This is a genomic window from Pectobacterium aroidearum, from assembly GCF_041228105.1.
Classification (GTDB): Bacteria; Pseudomonadota; Gammaproteobacteria; order Enterobacterales; family Enterobacteriaceae; genus Pectobacterium; species Pectobacterium aroidearum.
Genome location: NZ_CP166097.1, coordinates 625,375 through 644,001, shown reverse-complemented (window position 1 = coordinate 644,001; position 18,627 = coordinate 625,375). Strand labels below are relative to the sequence as shown.

17 protein-coding genes are annotated in these 18,627 nt (G+C 53.1%); 11 read left to right on the top strand and 6 right to left on the bottom strand.

Annotated features, from left to right (window positions below; genetic code table 11):
• Positions 1-112 precede the first annotated feature (112 nt).
• Positions 113-1,024 (bottom strand): LysR family transcriptional regulator, encoded by a 912-nt coding sequence (locus tag AB8809_RS02865; RefSeq protein WP_180776738.1) that lies wholly within the window; start codon positions 1,022-1,024, stop codon positions 113-115.
• Between the two features lie 138 nt (positions 1,025-1,162).
• Here AB8809_RS02865 and AB8809_RS02860 point away from each other — a divergent pair, with 138 nt between their 5' ends.
• On the top strand, positions 1,163-2,164 hold the full coding sequence (locus AB8809_RS02860) for a zinc-binding alcohol dehydrogenase family protein (RefSeq protein WP_180776737.1): 1,002 nt from the start codon (positions 1,163-1,165) through the stop codon (positions 2,162-2,164).
• A gap of 53 nt (positions 2,165-2,217) precedes the next feature.
• Here the strand turns inward: AB8809_RS02860 and serA are convergent, their stop codons facing one another.
• Together serA and rpiA are read right to left on the bottom strand one after the other, a co-directional pair.
• Positions 2,218-3,450 (bottom strand): phosphoglycerate dehydrogenase, encoded by a 1,233-nt coding sequence (serA, locus tag AB8809_RS02855; RefSeq protein WP_015841811.1) that lies wholly within the window; start codon positions 3,448-3,450, stop codon positions 2,218-2,220.
• Positions 3,451-3,744: 294 nt separating this feature from the next.
• On the bottom strand, positions 3,745-4,404 hold the full coding sequence (rpiA, locus tag AB8809_RS02850) for a ribose-5-phosphate isomerase RpiA (protein WP_015841812.1): 660 nt from the start codon (positions 4,402-4,404) through the stop codon (positions 3,745-3,747).
• Between the two features lie 240 nt (positions 4,405-4,644).
• On the opposite strand from rpiA, the gene AB8809_RS02845 reads away from it, so the two are divergent.
• Entirely contained in the window at positions 4,645-5,538 is an 894-nt protein-coding gene (locus AB8809_RS02845; protein ID WP_015841813.1) for a LysR family transcriptional regulator ArgP, read from the top strand.
• Positions 5,539-5,640: 102 nt separating this feature from the next.
• On the opposite strand, the gene AB8809_RS02840 is transcribed toward AB8809_RS02845, so the two are convergent.
• The 3 genes from AB8809_RS02840 to AB8809_RS02830 all read right to left on the bottom strand — a co-directional run bounded on the left by AB8809_RS02840 (position 5,641) and on the right by AB8809_RS02830 (position 8,113).
• Complete coding sequence (locus tag AB8809_RS02840) at positions 5,641-6,366, bottom strand: oxidative stress defense protein (protein WP_256543382.1); 726 nt, start codon at positions 6,364-6,366, stop codon at positions 5,641-5,643.
• 192 nt (positions 6,367-6,558) lie between these two features.
• Positions 6,559-7,173 carry an arginine exporter ArgO gene (gene argO, locus AB8809_RS02835; RefSeq protein ID WP_349854662.1) on the bottom strand — a complete coding sequence of 205 codons (615 nt, stop codon included), beginning with the start codon at positions 7,171-7,173 and terminating at the stop codon, positions 6,559-6,561.
• A 121-nt stretch (positions 7,174-7,294) separates the two neighbouring features.
• Positions 7,295-8,113, bottom strand: coding sequence for an IclR family transcriptional regulator (locus tag AB8809_RS02830; RefSeq protein ID WP_015841816.1), 819 nt, complete (start codon positions 8,111-8,113; stop codon positions 7,295-7,297).
• Between the two features lie 466 nt (positions 8,114-8,579).
• Here AB8809_RS02830 and AB8809_RS02825 point away from each other — a divergent pair, with 466 nt between their 5' ends.
• From AB8809_RS02825 to ulaD, 9 genes are all read left to right on the top strand, one after another.
• Positions 8,580-10,109, top strand: a complete 1,530-nt coding sequence (locus AB8809_RS02825; protein ID WP_349854665.1) for a sugar ABC transporter ATP-binding protein — start codon at positions 8,580-8,582, stop codon at positions 10,107-10,109.
• Positions 10,110-10,195: 86 nt separating this feature from the next.
• The gene (locus AB8809_RS02820; RefSeq protein WP_005973142.1) at positions 10,196-11,326 is read left to right on the top strand and encodes an ABC transporter permease; all 1,131 of its coding nucleotides are present in this window, start codon (positions 10,196-10,198) and stop codon (positions 11,324-11,326) included.
• 14 nt (positions 11,327-11,340) lie between these two features.
• Complete coding sequence (locus AB8809_RS02815; RefSeq protein ID WP_015841819.1) at positions 11,341-12,441, top strand: substrate-binding domain-containing protein; 1,101 nt, start codon at positions 11,341-11,343, stop codon at positions 12,439-12,441.
• A gap of 14 nt (positions 12,442-12,455) precedes the next feature.
• Positions 12,456-13,301, top strand: a complete 846-nt coding sequence (locus AB8809_RS02810; protein ID WP_349854668.1) for an SMP-30/gluconolactonase/LRE family protein — start codon at positions 12,456-12,458, stop codon at positions 13,299-13,301.
• Positions 13,302-13,558: 257 nt separating this feature from the next.
• A complete protein-coding gene (gene yiaK, locus AB8809_RS02805; RefSeq protein WP_180776733.1) occupies positions 13,559-14,557 on the top strand; it encodes a 3-dehydro-L-gulonate 2-dehydrogenase in 999 nt (332 codons plus the stop codon).
• Positions 14,558-14,571: 14 nt separating this feature from the next.
• On the top strand, positions 14,572-15,045 hold the full coding sequence (locus tag AB8809_RS02800) for a YhcH/YjgK/YiaL family protein (protein ID WP_349854670.1): 474 nt from the start codon (positions 14,572-14,574) through the stop codon (positions 15,043-15,045).
• Positions 15,046-15,166: 121 nt separating this feature from the next.
• Positions 15,167-16,468 carry an MFS transporter gene (locus AB8809_RS02795; protein ID WP_349854672.1) on the top strand — a complete coding sequence of 434 codons (1,302 nt, stop codon included), beginning with the start codon at positions 15,167-15,169 and terminating at the stop codon, positions 16,466-16,468.
• On the top strand, positions 16,465-17,973 hold the full coding sequence (locus AB8809_RS02790) for an FGGY-family carbohydrate kinase (RefSeq protein ID WP_349854674.1): 1,509 nt from the start codon (positions 16,465-16,467) through the stop codon (positions 17,971-17,973). Before AB8809_RS02795 ends, AB8809_RS02790 begins: the two co-directional genes overlap by 4 nt.
• A complete protein-coding gene (ulaD, locus tag AB8809_RS02785) occupies positions 17,970-18,626 on the top strand; it encodes a 3-keto-L-gulonate-6-phosphate decarboxylase UlaD (protein WP_320702595.1) in 657 nt (218 codons plus the stop codon). The genes AB8809_RS02790 and ulaD overlap by 4 nt, the downstream gene beginning before the upstream one ends.
• Position 18,627: the final 1 nt, after the last annotated feature.

Genomic DNA, 18,627 nt, shown 5'->3' with positions numbered 1-18,627 from the left:
TTATCGGCATTCTCAATCTAAAACGTACCTAAAATAAGTTGATAGAAATCACGTTTCAATAAAAATCAAAAGATCCAAATAAAAATGAAACAAAAATATTGTAGAGACGGCATCACTGCTGCTTTTTCAAAAACGTTGAGTAATCATCCAACGCACTATGTTGTAAAACAAAGTCGATAAAACACGCTAACGCGGGCGAATTCAGCTTGCGGCTGGGATACACCAGATAAAGCTCGTTAGCTTCCGCCTGCCAATCCGACAAAACCCTGACCAATTTCCCGGACACTGCGTCATCCAGGCAGAGAAAATCTGGCAATAGCGTAATGCCAGCTCCCGCAATAGCGCACTCGCGGGCGTAAAGCAGGTTATCGGTGATATGCGCATCGGGCAGTAACCAGCGATAAAGTTCTGAACCGCGATGAAGGAGCCACTCCGTCCAGGCATGGTGCGCAATACAGCGGTGCTGTTGAAGCTGCTGCGGATGGAGTAATGCCGGGTGCCGCGCCAGATAGTCAGGCGATGCCAGCAAATAGCGGGGAGTCTGCCCAAGCGGGCGTCCAATCAGTGAAGAATCGTGCGGTTTACCGGTACGAAAAGCGACATCAAACCCTTCCTGTACCAGATCGATCACCGCATCTGAAATCAACACATCCAGCGATACCGCGGGAAAGCGCTGCTGAAATTCAGCGGTAAGCCGCGCCAGCAGCGTGGAACCTAATCCTGCCGGGCTGGTGATGCGTAACCGCCCACTGGGGTTATCGCGCAGACGCTGTATAGCGAGATCGGCACGTTCGCTGGCTTGTAGCATCTCCTGACAGTGAATCAGGTAACGCTCACCCGCAAACGTCAGATTGAGCTGGCGCGTCGTTCGGTTCAACAGCCGCAGGCCAATCTGCTGTTCAAGCTGGCTAATGCGCAAGCTCAGGCTGGATTTTGCCAGCCCGGCTTTGCGCGCCGCCTGTGTAAAACTGCCACACTCGGCCACCAGCGCAAACAGCGCCATATCCTGCAATTGTTTAAACATGATTGTTCACCTCAAACGAACACTGCATTATTCATTGTCCATCTTATCAGCCCTATCTCCGTGTTCTACACTTGGTTTTATTCAAAGAAGCCTGCCGTATTTACACAACCGCATTCTGAAAATAATGAGGAATAGACCATGACCGTTCATGCGATAGCCGTTGATCCACAACAGCCAGAAAATTTCATCGCCATCACTCAGGACATCCCCGAGCCCGGTGAATACGATCTGTTAATCGACGTAAAAGCCATTTCCGTCAACCCGGTGGATACCAAGGTGCATGCCGGATTACGCCAGAATGGATTACAACAGCCTAGAATTCTCGGCTGGGATGCCAGCGGCGTCGTGCTAAAAACAGGCAGCGCCGTTAGCCAGTTTCGGGTAGGCGATGAAGTCTGGTACGCCGGTGATATCACCCGTCCCGGCAGCAACACGACGCATCAGTTAATTGATTCACGCATCGTCGCACACAAGCCCGCGTCTCTCGACTGGGCCGCCGCGGCTGCAATGCCGCTCACGGCGCTGACCGCGTGGGAAGGGCTGTTCGAGCACTTGAAAATACAGCAGGCTGACAGCGAGAAAACGCTGCTGATTATCGGTGGTGCAGGCGGCGTAGGTTCCCTTGCGATTTCTCTGGCAGCGCTGCGCAGTTCGGTGAACATTATCGCTACTGCATCAAAGCCTGACTCGGCGGAATGGTGCCGCCAGCGTGGTGCGCACAAGGTTGTGGATTACCGTAATTTGGTGGCTGAGTTAGAAAAAGAAGGGATCAAACAGGTCGATTACATTTTCTGTTTGAACGATACCGACGGCCACTGGGAGGCGATCAGCAAGCTGATCGCACCGATGGGGCATATCTGTACCATCGTGGAAAACAAACACCCGCTCGACCAAACGGCGCTGAAACTCAAAAGCGCGGCGCTACATTGGGAACTCATGTTTACCCGCAGCATGTTTACCACACCGGATATCGCCGAACAGGGGAACATTTTGCACGAAGTCGCACAGCTGGTTGATGCTGGAAAACTTCAGGGAACCGCCAGCGAAACGCTGCAAGGGTTAACGGTAGACACGCTGAAGCAAGCTCACGATAAAGTGCTGGAAGGGCATATGCGCGGCAAGATCGTTATCGCGCTGTAATAACGCAATCAGCCCCTTACGGGGCTGATTAAAACTAACCGATCAATCACACATCAGAACAGCAGACGGGCACGAATGGTGCCTGGAATCGCCTTCATCAGTTGCAGCGCCGTTTGCGCGCCGTCAGTTTCAACATCAATCACCACATAACCAATCTCAGGTGTCGTTTGCAGATACTGTGCGGCAATGTTAATGCCCTGCTCAGCAAAGATCTGGTTAATTTTGGTAATGATGCCAGGACGGTTTTCATGGATGTGCAGCAGGCGGCTGGCGCGTGCGCCGTGAACAGGCAGCGATACTTCCGGGAAATTCACCGCAGACAGCGTAGAACCGTTGTCTGAGTATTTCGCCAGTTTGCCAGCCACTTCATCACCGATATTTTCCTGCGCTTCCTGCGTGGAACCACCGATATGCGGCGTCAGCAGTACGTTGTCAAACTCGCACAACGGCGACAGGAACGGGTCGCTGTTGGTTGCCGGCTCTTGCGGGAATACGTCAATGGCCGCACCGGACAGGTGCTTGCTGCTCAGCACTTCACACAGTGCTGGAATATCAACCACCGTACCGCGAGCAGCGTTAATCAGGATAGCACCGGGCTTCATCAGCGCCAGTTCTTCCGCGCCCATCATATTCTGCGTGCTGTCATTTTCCGGCACGTGCAGGCTCACCACATCGCTCATATTCAGCAGGTCGGACAGGTGGCGCACCTGCTGAGCATTACCCAGCGGCAGTTTGCTTTCGATATCATAGAAATAAACGTGCATACCCAGGCTTTCAGCCAGAATACCCAACTGCGTACCGATGTGGCCGTAGCCGATGATCCCGAGCTTTTTGCCGCGAGCTTCAAACGATCCCACAGCCAGTTTGTGCCAGATACCACGGTGTGCTTTCGCGTTCGCTGCCGGAATACCGCGCAGCATCAGAAGCATTTCACCGATCACCATTTCTGCCACGGATCGGGTATTGGAAAACGGTGCGTTAAATACCGGGATACCGCGTTTAGTCGCAGCCGACAGATCAACCTGATTAGTCCCGATACAGAAACACCCTACCGCGATCAGTTTTTCCGCAGCAGCAAAAATCTCTTCTGTCAGATGAGTACGCGAGCGGATACCCACAAAGTGCGCATCGCGGATGGAGGCTTTCAGCGCCTCAGGATCCAGCGCGCCCTTATGGAACTCGATGTTGGTGTAACCGGCTGCACGCAGGTTATCCAGCGCGCTTTGGTGCACGCCTTCCACTAACAGAAACTTAATCTTGTCTTTTTCCAGTGATACCTTTGCCATTTCCCGACCTTATTTTCAGACATCAAATGTGACAGAGTGCTAAATAGCCTCTGCCAACATAACAAAAATTACGCAGTCAGCAATACAAACGATTGCTTCGCCCGAATCACGCTACAGAGAGGCGCGTCTGATTTATGGCAAAAAATATTGCCAAAGATGAGCATCGCCATATCGACGATAAATAAAATAAGAAAATGTGATATTAAGTACCAAAAATGAGCCGTTAACTAAATAGATTTTTTTAGCTAAAAAATTTCTGACGTGGACGCTCACCACGTCAGAACGATCCCGCACTCATTTAACGACGGTTTTTACACCCTCAGACGTGCCGACTAACGCGACATCCGCACCGCGGTTGGCAAACAGCCCAACGGTCACCACGCCTGGGATACCATTGATGTGATTTTCTACCGCGATCGCATCCATGATATTCAGGTTGTGTACATCCAGAATGACGTTGCCGTTATCCGTCACGACGCCCTGACGATAGACCGGCTGCCCGCCTAGCTTCACCAGTTCACGCGCGACGTAAGACCGCGCCATCGGAATAACTTCAACCGGCAGCGGGAATTTACCTAGCACATCAACCTGCTTGGAGGCATCAACAATGCAGATGAACTGACGCGACAGCGCCGAAATGATTTTCTCGCGGGTCAGTGCCGCACCGCCGCCTTTAATCATCTGCATATGGCCGTTGATCTCATCGGCACCATCGACGTAAACATCCAGCGAATCGACTTCATTGGCGTCAAAGACGGGGATACCCAGACTTTTCAGTTTTTCCGTTGAGGCATCCGAGCTGGAGACCGCGCCTTTGATTTGGTGTTTTATCGAACCCAGCGCATCAATAAAATGTGCCGCCGTCGATCCGGTTCCTACTCCCACAATGGTGTCCGGGCGGACATAGTCTAGCGCTGCCCATCCCACTGCTTTTTTCAGTTCATCTTGCGTCATAATCTGCTTCTGGCCTGTAGAATCGATATACGAAAACGTGTGCGTATTATAGAACATGCACGTTGGGGAAAGCGTGCAAATTCACTTCATCGCGGATGCATTATTTCACGCACATCATTTCCCTCATACCGTGCTGAATCGTGATTGCGCACAATAGCCAAAAATAAGATTTCTGCATGGCAAAGCAGCAAAATGTGGCATAGTGAAAAAAACAGACTCATTCAGAGGATTTTGACTTTCATGAAACGCCCGGACTATCGAACGCTTCAGGCTCTGGATGCCGTCATCCGCGAGCGTGGTTTTGAGCGCGCCGCCCAAAAATTGTGTATTACCCAATCTGCCGTTTCGCAACGTATCAAACAGCTGGAAAACTTGTTCGGCCAACCGCTCTTGGTCAGAACCATCCCCCCTCGCCCGACAGAACAAGGGCAGAAACTGCTGGCGTTGCTTCATCAGGTTGAGCTACTGGAAGAAGAGTGGCTGGGCAATGAAACCAACAGCGATATCCCGTTGCTGCTGTCGCTGGCGGTGAACGCCGACAGTCTGGCAACCTGGCTGCTGCCCGCGTTACAACCTGTGCTGGTCGATTCGCCAATTCGTCTCAATTTGCAGGTAGAAGATGAAACACGCACTCAGGAAAGGCTGCGCCGGGGTGAAGTGGTGGGTGCGGTAAGTATTCAGTCTCAGCCGCTACCAAGCTGCCTGGTGGATAAACTGGGCGCACTGGATTATCTGTTTGTGGCCTCGCCAACCTTTGCCGCCCGCTATTTTCCCAATGGCGTGACGCGTTCAGCACTGCTACGCGCCCCTGCGGTCGCCTTCGACCATCTGGATGATATGCATCAGGCTTTTTTACAGCAGAACTTTGATTTGTCGCCGGGCAGCGTTCCCTGTCACATCGTGAATTCATCAGAAGCGTTTGTACAACTGGCGCGACAAGGTACGACCTGCTGCATGATCCCACATCTGCAAATCGAGAAAGAACTGGCCAATAACGAATTAGTCGACCTGACGCCGGGGCTGTTTCAGCGTCGGATGCTCTACTGGCACCGCTTCGCGCCGGAAAGCCGGATGATGAGAAAAGTAACGGACGCCCTGCTCGCACACGGTCATCAAGTACTGCGGCAGTCATAACGTGCTGAGGGTGCGAGTGACGTCGTGATAAAAAACAACAGGCCTGAGCAAGCAGGCCTGTTGTTCCGTCAATGTTGGCACAACGATGGATTGAGGCTCTCGTTACGGCGTACGCTGTAACTCAAACACGACATCGACCTGATCGTCAAAGTGAATGGTTTGCTGTTCGTAGGTTTGCGCCGCTTCAGTTTGCACCGCCGCATCTGCTGCTTTAAACATCCGGGCCACTGGCATCGGCTGATAGTTGGCAACGTGGTAGCGAACGCTGTAGATCGGCCCCAGCTTGGCGTTGAAGCCCTGCGCCAACGCGGCTGCCTGACTTGTCGCCTGCTCAATGGCTTTCTTACGCGCTTCATCACGATAGGTTTCTGGATTGGAAACGCCTAATTCCACCGTGCGAATCTCATTCAGCCCCGATTTCAGCGCCCCATCCAGTAGTTCGTTCAGCTTGTCTAACTGACGCAGCGTCACTTCCACCTGACGCACGGCACTATAGCCTTTCAGCACCGAACCACCGGTTTTCAGGTAGTCGTATTCTGGCTGTGTGCGTAAATTGGCGGCATTAATGTCTTTTTTCTCAATGCCATTTTTACCCAGAAAATCAAAATATTGTGCAACACGAGCATCGACCTGCTTTTTCGCTTCCGCCGCATCCTTCGATGACACGCTCACTTCAATCGCCAGACGAGCGATATCCGGCGTCGCATCTACGCTGGATGTCCCTGACGTCACGATATGCGGCCCATCCGGCAGTTCCGCGGCCTGAGCGACCATCGACATACCGCCAAACCCTACCGCGGCGACCAGCGCCAGTGCATTTAGCTTCATCATACCTCGCTTCACACTCTCTCCTTACTTATGTTTCGTCACGCACGGGGCTCAGCAGATTTTTCCTGCATCGGCACAGCACGTTCCAGAATGAAAGATACAAGAAGGGTATCTTTTGCCGGACAACATAACGTATTACCGACTCCACACAATATAGGTGAATTTCTGAAACGTGGCGTAAAACGGCGTCATTTATTGCCAGCCGTGGCGTGCCAGCTGTAAGGCTATGGCCCACATCACCACGCCGACAAAAAAGTTGATGACCCGCTGCACCCGCGGTGTATTCAGCCACGGTGCCAGCCAGGAGGCCAATAGCGCCAGCGCAAAAAACCAGGTGAAAGAAGCCGTCATCGTCCCCAGTGCAAACCAGCTTCGGGCATCACCCGCAAACTGGCTTCCCAGACTCCCCAGCACCACAAAAGTATCCAGATAGACATGCGGGTTCAGCCAGGTCACCGCTAGCATGGTCGCGATAATACGCCAGCGACTTTGCTTCATCACCTCGGCGCTCGCGAGCACAATATTTTTGCTGAAGGCCGTTTTCATCGCTCCCCAGCCGAACCAGAGCAGAAACGCAACGCCGCCCCAGGTCACTGCCCCCAGCAGCAGTGAAGACTGACTAAGCAGCGCGCTGCCGCCAAAAATACCGGCGGTAATCAACACCATGTCACTCAATGCACATAGCAGCGCCACCATCAGGTGGTACTGTCGGCGAATTCCCTGATTCATTACGAATGCATTCTGTGGACCCAGTGGCAGAATCATCGCTGCCCCTAACAGAGCGCCTTGTAGAAAAACAGCAAACATGACTTTCCTCGTAAATAAAGCGCCAGTAGCGGCGCATGCGCGATTTCACACGCGCATCATACGAAGGGAAAATCATTAGATGAAATGGATATTTCTAATCAGGCATTAGACATCCTAATGCTTAATCGGGGGTGACAAAACCCAGTTCCAGAGAAATACGCTGGGCAGTCGCGATAACGGGCTTAACCAGCGATTTCATACCGATTTGCTGGAGCTTGGCGGTAGGTAACGAAACTGATACCGCATAAGGAACCCGCTGCTGAATATCAAATACCGGTGCGGCGATGCAGGATACGCCAAGCTCATTTTCCTCACGATCCATCGCCAACCCTTTCTGACGAATGTCTTCCAGCTCTTCATACATCTTCGGCAGTTCTGTGATGGTATTCCGCGTAAGGGGCTGGATATCACTCTGATGAGTTTGCCAATAGTACGCCGGGTAGTCGCTTTTACCATACGCCATAAAAATTTTGCCCATGGCGGAACAATAAAGCGGCATATGCTGACCGATGTAAGCGCGGGTGCGCATCATGCCCGTCGTCGGCTCCAGCTTGTAGATCAGGATGACATGATCGTCTTCACGGCTGGAAAAGTTTACCGTTTCCCCCACTTCCAGATTCAACTGCACCAGATGAGGCGAAGCGACGTGAATAATATTCAGAGAAGACAGAGCCTTCTGCCCAATGGAGATAAATTTGGTCGTCAGACGATAGCTGCCCGGAGAGGGTGCCTGGGTGACATAACCGCTAGTGTGCAGCCCCTGTAGCAATCGGTGTACGGTACTTTTGTTCATTCCCGCCAGTTCAGACAGATGGGCAAGTGGACAGCCGTTAGGAAAATTGCTCAGAATTTCAATCAATTGTAAACCACGAAATAGACTCTGACTCCCTAGCGGTTTTTCTTTTTGATCGTCTTTCTCATTAACAGCTTTCGGGCTCATAACTGATCTCCAGAATAAGGGGCTAGGCAGTGCTTGCGCAAAAGCTGCTGCAACGCAGTGTGTCGCCGCCATCCATTTCGCTTAAGAATAGCAATGTTACCGCAAGGCCCGTATGAGTTGAAGTGGAACGCCGTTTCATTGTCGGCATGGCTCCATGAATACGCAACCTTCCCCTGCCCATGAAGTGAGCAGTACATCACAAATACGAAACAATAAAAATAAGCCATTGTTTTTAAATAAAATTAAAAAACCGTTTGCCTTTGATTTAGCACAATCTTCGGTATATTGTTTTTGAAATTGAATTTCGTATATTGAAATATGAAGTTCATTAAAACGACAAAACATGACTGATTTCATTCCTGCCACACCATATTCAGGGTGTTATACCGCCCAGAATAAACGGGAACAGGTTGCTTACCGATTTTGCACCGCATCACAGCGTGTGCTGAACACAAGGGCGAATCACATGAATCAAATCAATGCGGATCAACCCATACTTGCGCTTAGCCATATCACTAAACGTTTTGGCGGCAACATTGCGGTTAATGATGTCAGTCTTCAGGTCATGCCGGGCGAGGTACTCGCGCTATTGGGCGAAAATGGTGCGGGGAAATCGACACTCATTAAAGTCCTCGCAGGTGTCTACCCCCGTGATGGTGGTGATATTCAATTCCGTGGAACCAGCATAGCGTCAGCCGCAGCGATAAAAAGTGATGGCCTCCAGCCTATTGCGTTTATTCATCAGGATCTGGGGCTGATCGAGTGGATGACCGTGGCGGAAAACATGGCGCTGGTCATGGGGTTCCCACGCCGTTTTGGATTAATTGACTGGCGGGCGATCCGCCGGCATGCCAGCCAGGCGCTACAGGATGTGGGGATCGCTCTCGATCCCGATGCCCGAGTGTTTGAACTCTCACGCACGGAAAAATCACTACTCGCCATCGCGCGAGCCGTCGCCGTGAATGCCGAACTGTTGGTGCTGGATGAACCCACCGCTTCACTTCCGGCAAATGATGTCCGCCATCTTTTTTCCGTGATTAACCGACTGCGTGCGAAAAAAGTGGGCATGATTTACGTCACTCACCGACTGGATGAAGTGATCGACATCGCCGATCGCGTCTGCGTCATGCGCGATGGCCGCTATGTCGCAGGCGGTAGAACGGCGGATTATTCGCTGCGCGATCTGGTGCAATTGATTGTGGGTGAAGCCATGCCCGGCGATCAGCGCGAACCCTTACCTGCTCCTTCCTCTCCTGTTCTACAAGTAAAAAACGTGACTGTAGGCGATATCGGTCCGGTCAGCTTTAGCCTGCAACCGGGGGAAATGCTCGCACTGGTTGGTCTGCGCGGCGCAGGTCAGGAAGAAATCGGTCGTTTGTTGTTCGGACTACGTCAGTGCGACAGAGGAGAGATTCAGTTCCGTGATGAACCTTACCATGCCAGTTCCCCACAACAGGCGATGGCTCACGGCGTATCGCTGGTCGCAGGCGATCGCACCAATGAAAGTCTGGTGATGTCGATGAGCGTACGCGAGAACCTGTTTATCAACCCCTGCGCCAGCGGACATAAACTCTTTTCCCGCTACAGCCGCCGCGAAGAGATAGGAGCAAGCTGGTGGAAAGTACAACTGTTCGATGTTCGCCCCAAAAACGTCAATATCGACATCAGTGCGTTGTCCGGCGGCAACCAACAGAAAGTGGTGATGGCCCGCTGGATGCACCTCGGCGCGCCACTGCTGATCCTGGAAGATCCCACCGCGGGCGTTGATGTCGGTGCGCGTGCCGAAATTTACCATCTATTGAATAAGTCACTGGCAGAGGGCGTTGCGGTGCTGGTGATCTCCAATGATTTCGAGGAAATCGCCCACATTTGCAATCGCGCACTGGTTTTCAATCGGGGACATGTCGTCGGCGAGCTCAAAAATCAACAGGTCTCTTTCGCCAACTTATTGGAACTGGCATCAGCCAGCACGGGAGAAACCACGGCTTCTGCCTGAATGGCACGTTATTGCACAGGCGAACTGAATCAACAGTAAAAAATTCAGACGCTCACACAGCCTCACCTGTTCGAAGGAAGAAAATAATGTCTAATAAAACATCAGTAAAATCAACGGCGCTAGAGCAACGAGTGAGTCTGGCACAGGATGGGGCTGGTCCCTGGCTGATGCAAATTCTGACCCGCTATGGCCTGCTGTTACTGTGCATCGCGCTGGTGATTCTATTTTCACTCGCCACGCCGTCATTCGCTTCCATGTTGACGCTACAGGCAATCCTCTCCAGCAAAGCCAAAATCGCCCTGCTGGCACTGGCCGCAACGATTCCGATGATCGTCGGAAAGATCGATCTCAACGTCGGTTTCGGCATCGTGCTCTGGCACATTCTGGCAATTACGCTTCAGGTGGAATACGGCTTCTCGTGGCAGATGGCCGTGCTGACGGTACTGGTCATTTCAGCGCTATACGGCTTGCTCAACGGCATTCTGGTGGCATTGGCCGATATCGATAGCTTCGTCGCCACGCTGGGATCTGGCACCGTACTGTACGCCGTAGCCCTGTGGCATTCGGGCGGCCGCCAAATCGTCGGCGATCTACCTGATGCTTTCATCGCTCTGCACCATACCGAGATCGGCGGGATCCCTATCGTGGCCTTCTATGTCCTGCTGGTCGCCATTGTCTTATGGCTTGTCACGGAGCATACGCCGCTCGGCCGCTGCATGTATGCCGTGGGGGGCAATCCAGCCGCAGCACGGCTCAATGGGATTTCCGTTAATCGTTTTACTATCGGTGCCTTCATCACCTCCAGCGTATTGACTGGCTTTAGCGGCGTGTTGATCGCCGCAGAACAAGGGGTCGGACAGGCCAGCGTCGGTATGGATTATCTATTGCCTGCTCTGGTTGGAGCATTCCTTGGCAGTACCACGCTTCGTCCTGGCCGAGTTAACGTCTGGGGAACGGTTATCGGCATCGCCATTCTTGCGATTGGCATCGCCGGTATCCAGCAATTTGGCGGCGAATTCTGGGTTGAACCGTTATTTAACGGAGCCACGCTGCTGCTCTCCATCACGCTGGCAGGCTATGCCCAGCGCCGCCGCTTACTGAATCAAAAAGCCGTACAACGCCGTCAGGCTGACACCCCCCAGCGCCACCACCAGGAGCCTTCTCATCAGAAAAACACGCCACCGGAAAACAATAACCATAACGTGACACATCCCTAACAGGAGCACACCCTATGAAACGTTTTTTGCTGTTATCAGGACTGACCACCGTGTTATTAAGCAGCCAGCCAACATGGGCTGACAGCTATCTCGATCAGGCAACGGCAGCCGTTGCAAAAGCGACCGCCAGCAGCACGCAGTGGGACGGCCCGACTCAGGGGCCACAGTTACAGCCGAATAAGAAGATTATTTTTATTGCCTCCGATATGAAAAATGGCGGCGTTCAAGGCGTGCAGCAAGGGCTGAGCGAAGCAGCCAAAGCCGCAGGCTGGAAGCTGGAAACGTTGGATGGTGGCGGCTCGGTCAAAGATCAGTTGGCCTCACTCAACCAGGCGATCGCTCAGAAGCCAGATGGCATTGTTATTGGCGGTTGGAACCCGAATGTCGCCAAAATCCCGCTGAAGAAAGCCATTCAACAAGGCATTATTCTGACTGCATGGCATGCCGTACCTGAGCCGGGTCCCCTGCCTAAATACGATATTTTCTACAACGTGACATCCGATTCGAATGACGTCGCCCGCATCGCCGCGCAATATGCCGTCGTAAAATCAGGTGGAAAAGCCAATGTCTTAATCTTTACCGACTCCCTTTATCAAATCGCGCTTGATAAAGCCAATGTCATGAAAGACGAAATCGGTAAATGCAGTGGTTGCAAGGTAGTGGAATTCATCGATACACCGCTCGCCGATACCGCAAACCGCATGCCTGCCATGACGTTTAGTCTGTTGCAGAAATATGGCGACAGCTTCCAGTATTCGCTGGCCATTAACGACCTGTATTTTGATTTCATGGCGCCATCGTTAAAAACGGCCGGGAAAGGCGGTAAAAATGCACCGTATAACATTTCGGCTGGCGATGGTTCCATCTCTGCCTATCAACGTATTCGCTCCGGTGATAGCCAATCCGCCACCGTTCCCGAGCCTCTGAAGCTGCACGGCTGGCAGTTGCTGGATGAGTTTAACCGCGCCTTTGCCAAACAACCGCCTTCTGGTTATGTCACCCCGGCACATTTGGTGACAGCCGAAAACATCGCGAACGATGGCGGTAATAACAACCTGTATGACCCGCAAAATGATTATCAAGGCCATTACCGGGCAATCTGGGGTGTGAAATAAGTGGAGAACCCGGCATGACACAACAACTTGAGCGTCTGTGTTCTCCCGCCATCTGGGCCGAAGGCCCAGTATGGTTGCCGCAGCAGGATGCTGTGGTCTTTAGCGATGTAAAAGGAAACCGGATGTTTATCTGGTCGCGTAATGGCGACGTCGCTCTCTGGCGTTTTCCATCCCACTACGCAAACGGCAATGCACTTGATGCGCAAGGACGCGTCGTGAGCTGCGAGCATGGCCGGCGCGGTATCAGCCGTCGTGAGAATAATGGTGATATTCGCGTCTTGGTTGACCGCATTGATGGGAAACGCTTCAACTCGCCAAACGATGTGGCGATCCGTAGCGATGGCACGATCTGGTTTACCGATCCGCCCTACGGCATTACCAGCGATGACGAAGGCTACAAATCAGAAAGCCAGGTCATTGGCTGCTACGTCTACTGTTTCGATCCGCGCGATGGCTCACTCAGCATCGCGGCCAGCGATCTCCAACGCCCGAATGGGTTGGCATTTTCGCCAGATGAAACACATTTATATGTTGCAGACATGTCGATTATTGATTTCCCAACGCTGGGTCGCCGCGATCTGCGAATTTATCCGGTTGAGGGAAAGCATCTGGGGGCGGGACTGTTTTTTGCCCGCGTAGAGCCGGGCATTCCCGATGGCTTCTGTGTTGATCGCACTGGCAACCTATTTTGCAGTTGCGCTGACGGCATCCTGATTTTTCGTCCCGATGGCCATCAGATCGGCAAAATAGACGTACCGGAGTGTGTATCCAACTGCACTATCGGCGGACCAGAAGGGAATGAACTGTACATCACGGCAACGACGTCGCTTTACCGCATCGGGGTAGAATCGTACCGGTAAAACCACGCCTGTGGGGTAGTTAACAGGGGGAGTCTCTCCCCCTGCTTTCTCACGCCTGTATTCCGCGTACCGCCCAAAATGCGGCGCCGATCACAAAGTCACCATATTAAAATAACCACTTGTTTTTAAAACAAAATTTAACCCCCTCTCGTTTTGACTTCATGCAAGCACAGGTATAGCATTTATTTGAAATGCAATTTCGCATAATGAAATATGACGAACAAAAAGCAATCTAACTATCGTCATGGAGACGCGTTATGAGAGTGAAATACAACGACCTTAAGCAACAGTTCAAACGTGTTTTACTGGCGCGCAATGTGGCGGAAGAGACCGCCGATGCCTGCGCGACGCTGTTCGCTGATACTTCCGCCGACGGTGTTTATTCTCACGGTGTAAACCGCTTCCCACGCTTTATTCAGCAGTTGGACGCTGGCGACATCGTACCCGATGCCGAACCCAGCAAACTGCTCTCACTCGGTGCCATCGAGCAATGGGATGCCCATCAGGGCATTGGCAACCTGACGGCTCGCCGCATGATGGATCGCGCCATGCAGTTAGCCGATGCACACGGTATAGGTCTGGTTGCGCTACGCAATGCTAACCACTGGATGCGCGGCGGCGGCTATGGCTGGCAAGCCGCCGAGAAAGGCTATATCGGTATTTGCTGGACTAACTCGATTGCCGTTATGCCACCGTGGGGAGCAAAAACTTGCCGCATCGGTACAAATCCGCTGATCGTCGCTGTTCCCGGCAATCCGATCACCATGGTGGATATGTCGATGTCGATGTTTTCCTATGGCGCGCTGGAGATAAACCGACTGGCAGGTAAGACCTTGCCAGTTGATGGCGGGTTCGACAACGACGGTAATTTGACCCGCGATCCGGCCATTATCGAGGAAAACCGGCGCATCCTCCCTGCGGGCTACTGGAAAGGATCGGCACTGTCTATTGTGCTGGACATGATCGCCACCCTACTGTCCGGCGGGGCATCTGTTGCGGAAGTCACGGAGGATCATCGCGATGAATATGGCGTGTCTCAGGTTTTCATCGCCATTGAGATCGATAGGCTGATCGACGGTAAAACCCGCGATGAAAAGCTGAAACGCATAATGGATTACATCACCAGCGCCGAGCGCACCCAACCTGATGTCGCTATCCGTCTGCCGGGCCATAAGTTTCCGCGTATTCGCGAAGAAAACTTGCGTGACGGCATCCCGGTTGATGAACGGGTATGGGCACGCATTCAGGCGCTTTAACAAGGAGACGTCTCATGATCTTCGGTCATATCGACAATACATTTTTTGGTCAGCACCCAGCGCCTGTCGCCCGTGCGCTGGCCTACCTGCAAAAAACCGACTTCAGCCTCTTACCGACTGGCCGCTACCTTGATGAAGAGACAGGCTATACCGTCCAGGTACTGGATTTGCACACGCAGACTAAAGGTGACTTACGCCCCGAAGTCCATCGTCACCATATTGATGTGCAATTTTTAGTCAGCGGAACCGAACTGATCGGTGTGGTAACGGATAATGGCCGTAATCCGGTATATCAGGAATGGAACGAAGCACGCGACATCTTGTTCTATCAGGATGTTGATGACGAGTCCTGGCTGACCATGCATGCCGGCAACTTTGCCGTGTTCTTTCCTCAGGATGTACATCGTCCAGCCTGCATTCATGAGCAGCCCTGCGCAATCCGCAAAGTGGTGGTGAAGATACCGATGGCACACTTTCACGCTCCCTAATCGTTTCTGATTTTTCCATCTAACGCGACACATGCCTGCGGGCATGTGCGGGGATTGCTACGCGCGAAAAAGCCAAAAATGAAGCACGTCATGCACGCAACATGTTGAAGGATAAAGTGATATGAATACAGCCACGGTTTCTTCTAGCCAGCGCACAGCGGCAAATATTCCTCGATTACGCTGGTTGCGGATCGTACCGCCCATTTTGATTACCTGCATTATTTCCTATATGGATCGCGTCAATATTGCCTTCGCGATGCCGGGCGGTATGGATGACGAATTGGGTATTACGGCATCGATGGCCGGACTCGCAGGCGGGATCTTCTTTATCGGCTATCTGTTTTTACAAGTGCCGGGCGGCAAACTCGCCGTACACGGCAACGGTAAAAAGTTTATCGGCTGGTCACTGCTGGCCTGGGCCGTCATTTCGGTGTTAACCGGTCTGGTGACCAATCAGTATCAGTTGCTGTTTTTGCGCTTTGCGCTGGGCGTATCCGAAGGCGGTATGCTCCCGGTGGTACTCACGATGATCAGCAACTGGTTCCCCGATAAAGAGCGTGGCCGCGCCAACGCGATTGTCATCATGTTTGTACCCATCGCTGGTATTTTGACCGCCCCGCTTTCTGGCTGGGTCATCACAACCTGGGATTGGCGCATGCTGTTTCTGGTGGAAGGAGGGGTTTCGCTGGTTGTTATGCTGCTGTGGTGGTTTACCATTAGCAACCGCCCGCAGGAAGCAAAATGGATTTCACAGGCAGAAAAAGAGTATCTGATCAACACGTTGCAGGAAGAGCAAGCGGCACTGCAAGGCAAAACCGTTCGTAATGCCTCCCTAAGCCGGGTATTACGCGAAAAGTTGATGTGGCAGTTAATCTTGGTGAATTTCTTTTACCAGACAGGTATTTACGGTTACACCTTGTGGTTGCCCACCATCCTGAAAGGGCTGACCAACGGCAACATGGAACAGGTCGGTATGCTGGCTATTTTGCCTTATATCGGGGCGATCGTCGGCATGTTCACCATCTCCTACCTGTCCGATAACTCAGGAAAACGTAAGGTCTTCGTCGCGTTACCACTCGCCTGTTTCGCCATTTGCATGGCACTGTCCGTCTTGCTCAAAAGCCATATCTGGTGGTCCTATGCCGCGCTAGTCGGCTGCGGTGTCTTCATTCAGGCCGCCGCAGGGGTGTTCTGGACTATTCCTCCCAAGTTGTTTGATGCCGAAGTCGCTGGCGGCGCTCGCGGTGTCATTAATGCGCTTGGCAACCTCGGTGGCTTCTGCGGCCCTTATATGGTCGGCGTCCTGATTTCAACCTTTAACAAAGACGTTGGCGTTTACAGTCTGGCTATCTCACTGGCGATTGCCGCCGTACTGGCCATGATTCTGCCACCGCGCTGCGATGAGTCTACGGAGGCAGCATGACAGATTATTTTCTGGGGCTCGACTGCGGCGGAACCTTTATCAAAGCCGGGATCTATGACATCACCGGAACAGAGTACGGCATTGCACGCCACAATCTGCCGATTACCACACCACAACCCGGTTGGGCAGAACGCGATATGCACACCCTGTGGCAGACCGCTGCCGAGGTTATTCGTGAACTGCTGGACAGAACGGCACTCTCCGCCAGCGCAATTTCCGGCGTAGGGATCTCTGCCCAAGGCAAAGGGTTATTCTTGCTGGATAAGCATGACAAACCACTAGGCCATGCGATTCTGTCATCCGATCAGCGCGCGCGTGAACAGGTTCTGGCGTGGCAGCAAGCGGGGATACCGCAAGCGCTCTATCCTCAGACCCGCCAGACGCTGTGGACAGGCCATCCTGTTTCGCTACTGCGGTGGCTCAAAGACCACCAGCCGACACGCTATGCACAAATCGGCACGCTGTTTATGGCGCATGACTACCTGCGTTTCTGCCTGACCGGAGAACGGGCTTGTGAAGAAACCAATATCTCCGAATCCAACCTCTACAACATGGATACAGGCCGCTACGATCCTGCACTGGCAGAACAGCTCGGGATTGCAGAAATCGTCAGCGCCCTACCTCCAATCATCGGCTCTACGGATATCGCAGGCCGAATTACCCCAGAAGCGGCACAGCTAACCGGACTGAGGGCGGGAACCCCCGTCGTCGGTGGGTTATTCGACGTGGTTTCCACCGCCCTGTGCGCAGGCCTTCAGGACGAGACTCGACTCAATGCCGTCATGGGTACATGGTCAGTCACCAGCGGCATCACCGACACCCTCGCCGATGGCTACGACCATCCCTTCGTTTATGGCCGCCATGCGGAAGCAGGACGCTACATCGTGCATGAAGCCAGCCCCACGTCTGCGGCCAATCTGGAATGGTTCTGCCAACAATGGGGACTGAGTGACGGTTTAGGTGTCGATTATGCTCAGCTCAATCACTGGGTTTCTCATCTTCCTAAAGCAGGCAGTCACCTGCTGTTTGTTCCCTTTTTATATGGTTCCAACGCCGGATTGGGGCTCAGTGCCAGCTTCTACGGCCTGCAAGCGTTCCACCGGCGCGAACATCTCGTTCAGGCTATTTACGAAGGTGTGGTGTTCTGCCACATGGCACACCTGAATCGTATGCGTCAGCGTTTCCCTAACGTGGACGCGTTGCGCATCACCGGCGGCCCAGCCAAGTCTGTCCCCTGGATGCAGATGTTTGCGGACGTCAGCGGCCTGCCTGTCGAACTCCCACAGGTAGAAGAAACCGGCTGTCTGGGTGCAGCAATGGCGGCGATGATCGGCAGCGGTGCTTTTAGCGATGTCACAGCTGCTCAGCGGGCGCTCTCACCACGGATTACACGCCTTACCCCAGATGAACAAGCTCGCACGGCCTACGACAAAAAATACCAACACTATCAGGCGCTCGTCGACGCGTTAAAAGCGCTGCAACCCGCCGGTAAGGAGAAACCATGACAACGCAACCCCGCCTGCAACTGGCGCTCGACCACACCCGACTGGATGCCGCACTCACCACCGTGGAACGACTCCACCCCTATGTTGACATCATCGAAGCGGGCACCATTTTATGTATCAGCGCAGGTATCCAGACCGTCAGCCAATTACGCGAGCGCTGCCCTCACCATGTACTGGTGGCCGATTTGAAAGTCGCTGACGCAGGCGCCACGCTGGCGGAGCAAGCCTTTTCCCACGGCGCAAACTGGATGACCGTGATCTGCGCCGCGCCGCTGCCCACTATGGCTAGCGCGCTGGAAGTGGCAGAGCGTTATCGGGGAGAGATCCAGATTGAGCTCTTCGGTCGCTGGACGCTGGAAGACGCCAAAGCGTGGCGCGCACTGGGCATCAAACAGGCAATTTACCACCGTGGGCGCGATGCGCAGGCCAGCGGTCAAACCTGGGGCCAGCAGGATCTGGACACGATGAAAGCCCTTTCTGACCTCGGCATCGAACTCTCTATTACCGGAGGGATTACCCCCTCGGATTTGCCGCTTTTCAGCGATATCGCCGTCACGGCATTCATTGCCGGACGGGCGCTGGCGGATGCTCCTGACCCAGTAGACTCGGCTCGCCAATTCCGCACCGCCATTGACGCCATCTGGAGGCCTTAAT

Coding starts and splice junctions, on each gene's coding strand:
- AB8809_RS02825 (WP_349854665.1), top strand. CDS start 8,580: ATGAATCAAATCAATGCGGATCAACCCATACTTGCGCTTAGCCATATC.
- AB8809_RS02845 (WP_015841813.1), top strand. CDS start 4,645: ATGAAACGCCCGGACTATCGAACGCTTCAGGCTCTGGATGCCGTCATC.
- AB8809_RS02810 (WP_349854668.1), top strand. CDS start 12,456: ATGACACAACAACTTGAGCGTCTGTGTTCTCCCGCCATCTGGGCCGAA.
- AB8809_RS02860 (WP_180776737.1), top strand. CDS start 1,163: ATGACCGTTCATGCGATAGCCGTTGATCCACAACAGCCAGAAAATTTC.
- AB8809_RS02795 (WP_349854672.1), top strand. CDS start 15,167: ATGAATACAGCCACGGTTTCTTCTAGCCAGCGCACAGCGGCAAATATT.
- yiaK (WP_180776733.1), top strand. CDS start 13,559: ATGAGAGTGAAATACAACGACCTTAAGCAACAGTTCAAACGTGTTTTA.
- AB8809_RS02815 (WP_015841819.1), top strand. CDS start 11,341: ATGAAACGTTTTTTGCTGTTATCAGGACTGACCACCGTGTTATTAAGC.
- serA (WP_015841811.1), bottom strand. CDS start 3,450: ATGGCAAAGGTATCACTGGAAAAAGACAAGATTAAGTTTCTGTTAGTG.
- AB8809_RS02830 (WP_015841816.1), bottom strand. CDS start 8,113: ATGAGCCCGAAAGCTGTTAATGAGAAAGACGATCAAAAAGAAAAACCG.
- AB8809_RS02790 (WP_349854674.1), top strand. CDS start 16,465: ATGACAGATTATTTTCTGGGGCTCGACTGCGGCGGAACCTTTATCAAA.
- rpiA (WP_015841812.1), bottom strand. CDS start 4,404: ATGACGCAAGATGAACTGAAAAAAGCAGTGGGATGGGCAGCGCTAGAC.
- AB8809_RS02800 (WP_349854670.1), top strand. CDS start 14,572: ATGATCTTCGGTCATATCGACAATACATTTTTTGGTCAGCACCCAGCG.
- ulaD (WP_320702595.1), top strand. CDS start 17,970: ATGACAACGCAACCCCGCCTGCAACTGGCGCTCGACCACACCCGACTG.
- AB8809_RS02865 (WP_180776738.1), bottom strand. CDS start 1,024: ATGTTTAAACAATTGCAGGATATGGCGCTGTTTGCGCTGGTGGCCGAG.
- argO (WP_349854662.1), bottom strand. CDS start 7,173: ATGTTTGCTGTTTTTCTACAAGGCGCTCTGTTAGGGGCAGCGATGATT.
- AB8809_RS02840 (WP_256543382.1), bottom strand. CDS start 6,366: ATGAAGCTAAATGCACTGGCGCTGGTCGCCGCGGTAGGGTTTGGCGGT.
- AB8809_RS02820 (WP_005973142.1), top strand. CDS start 10,196: ATGTCTAATAAAACATCAGTAAAATCAACGGCGCTAGAGCAACGAGTG.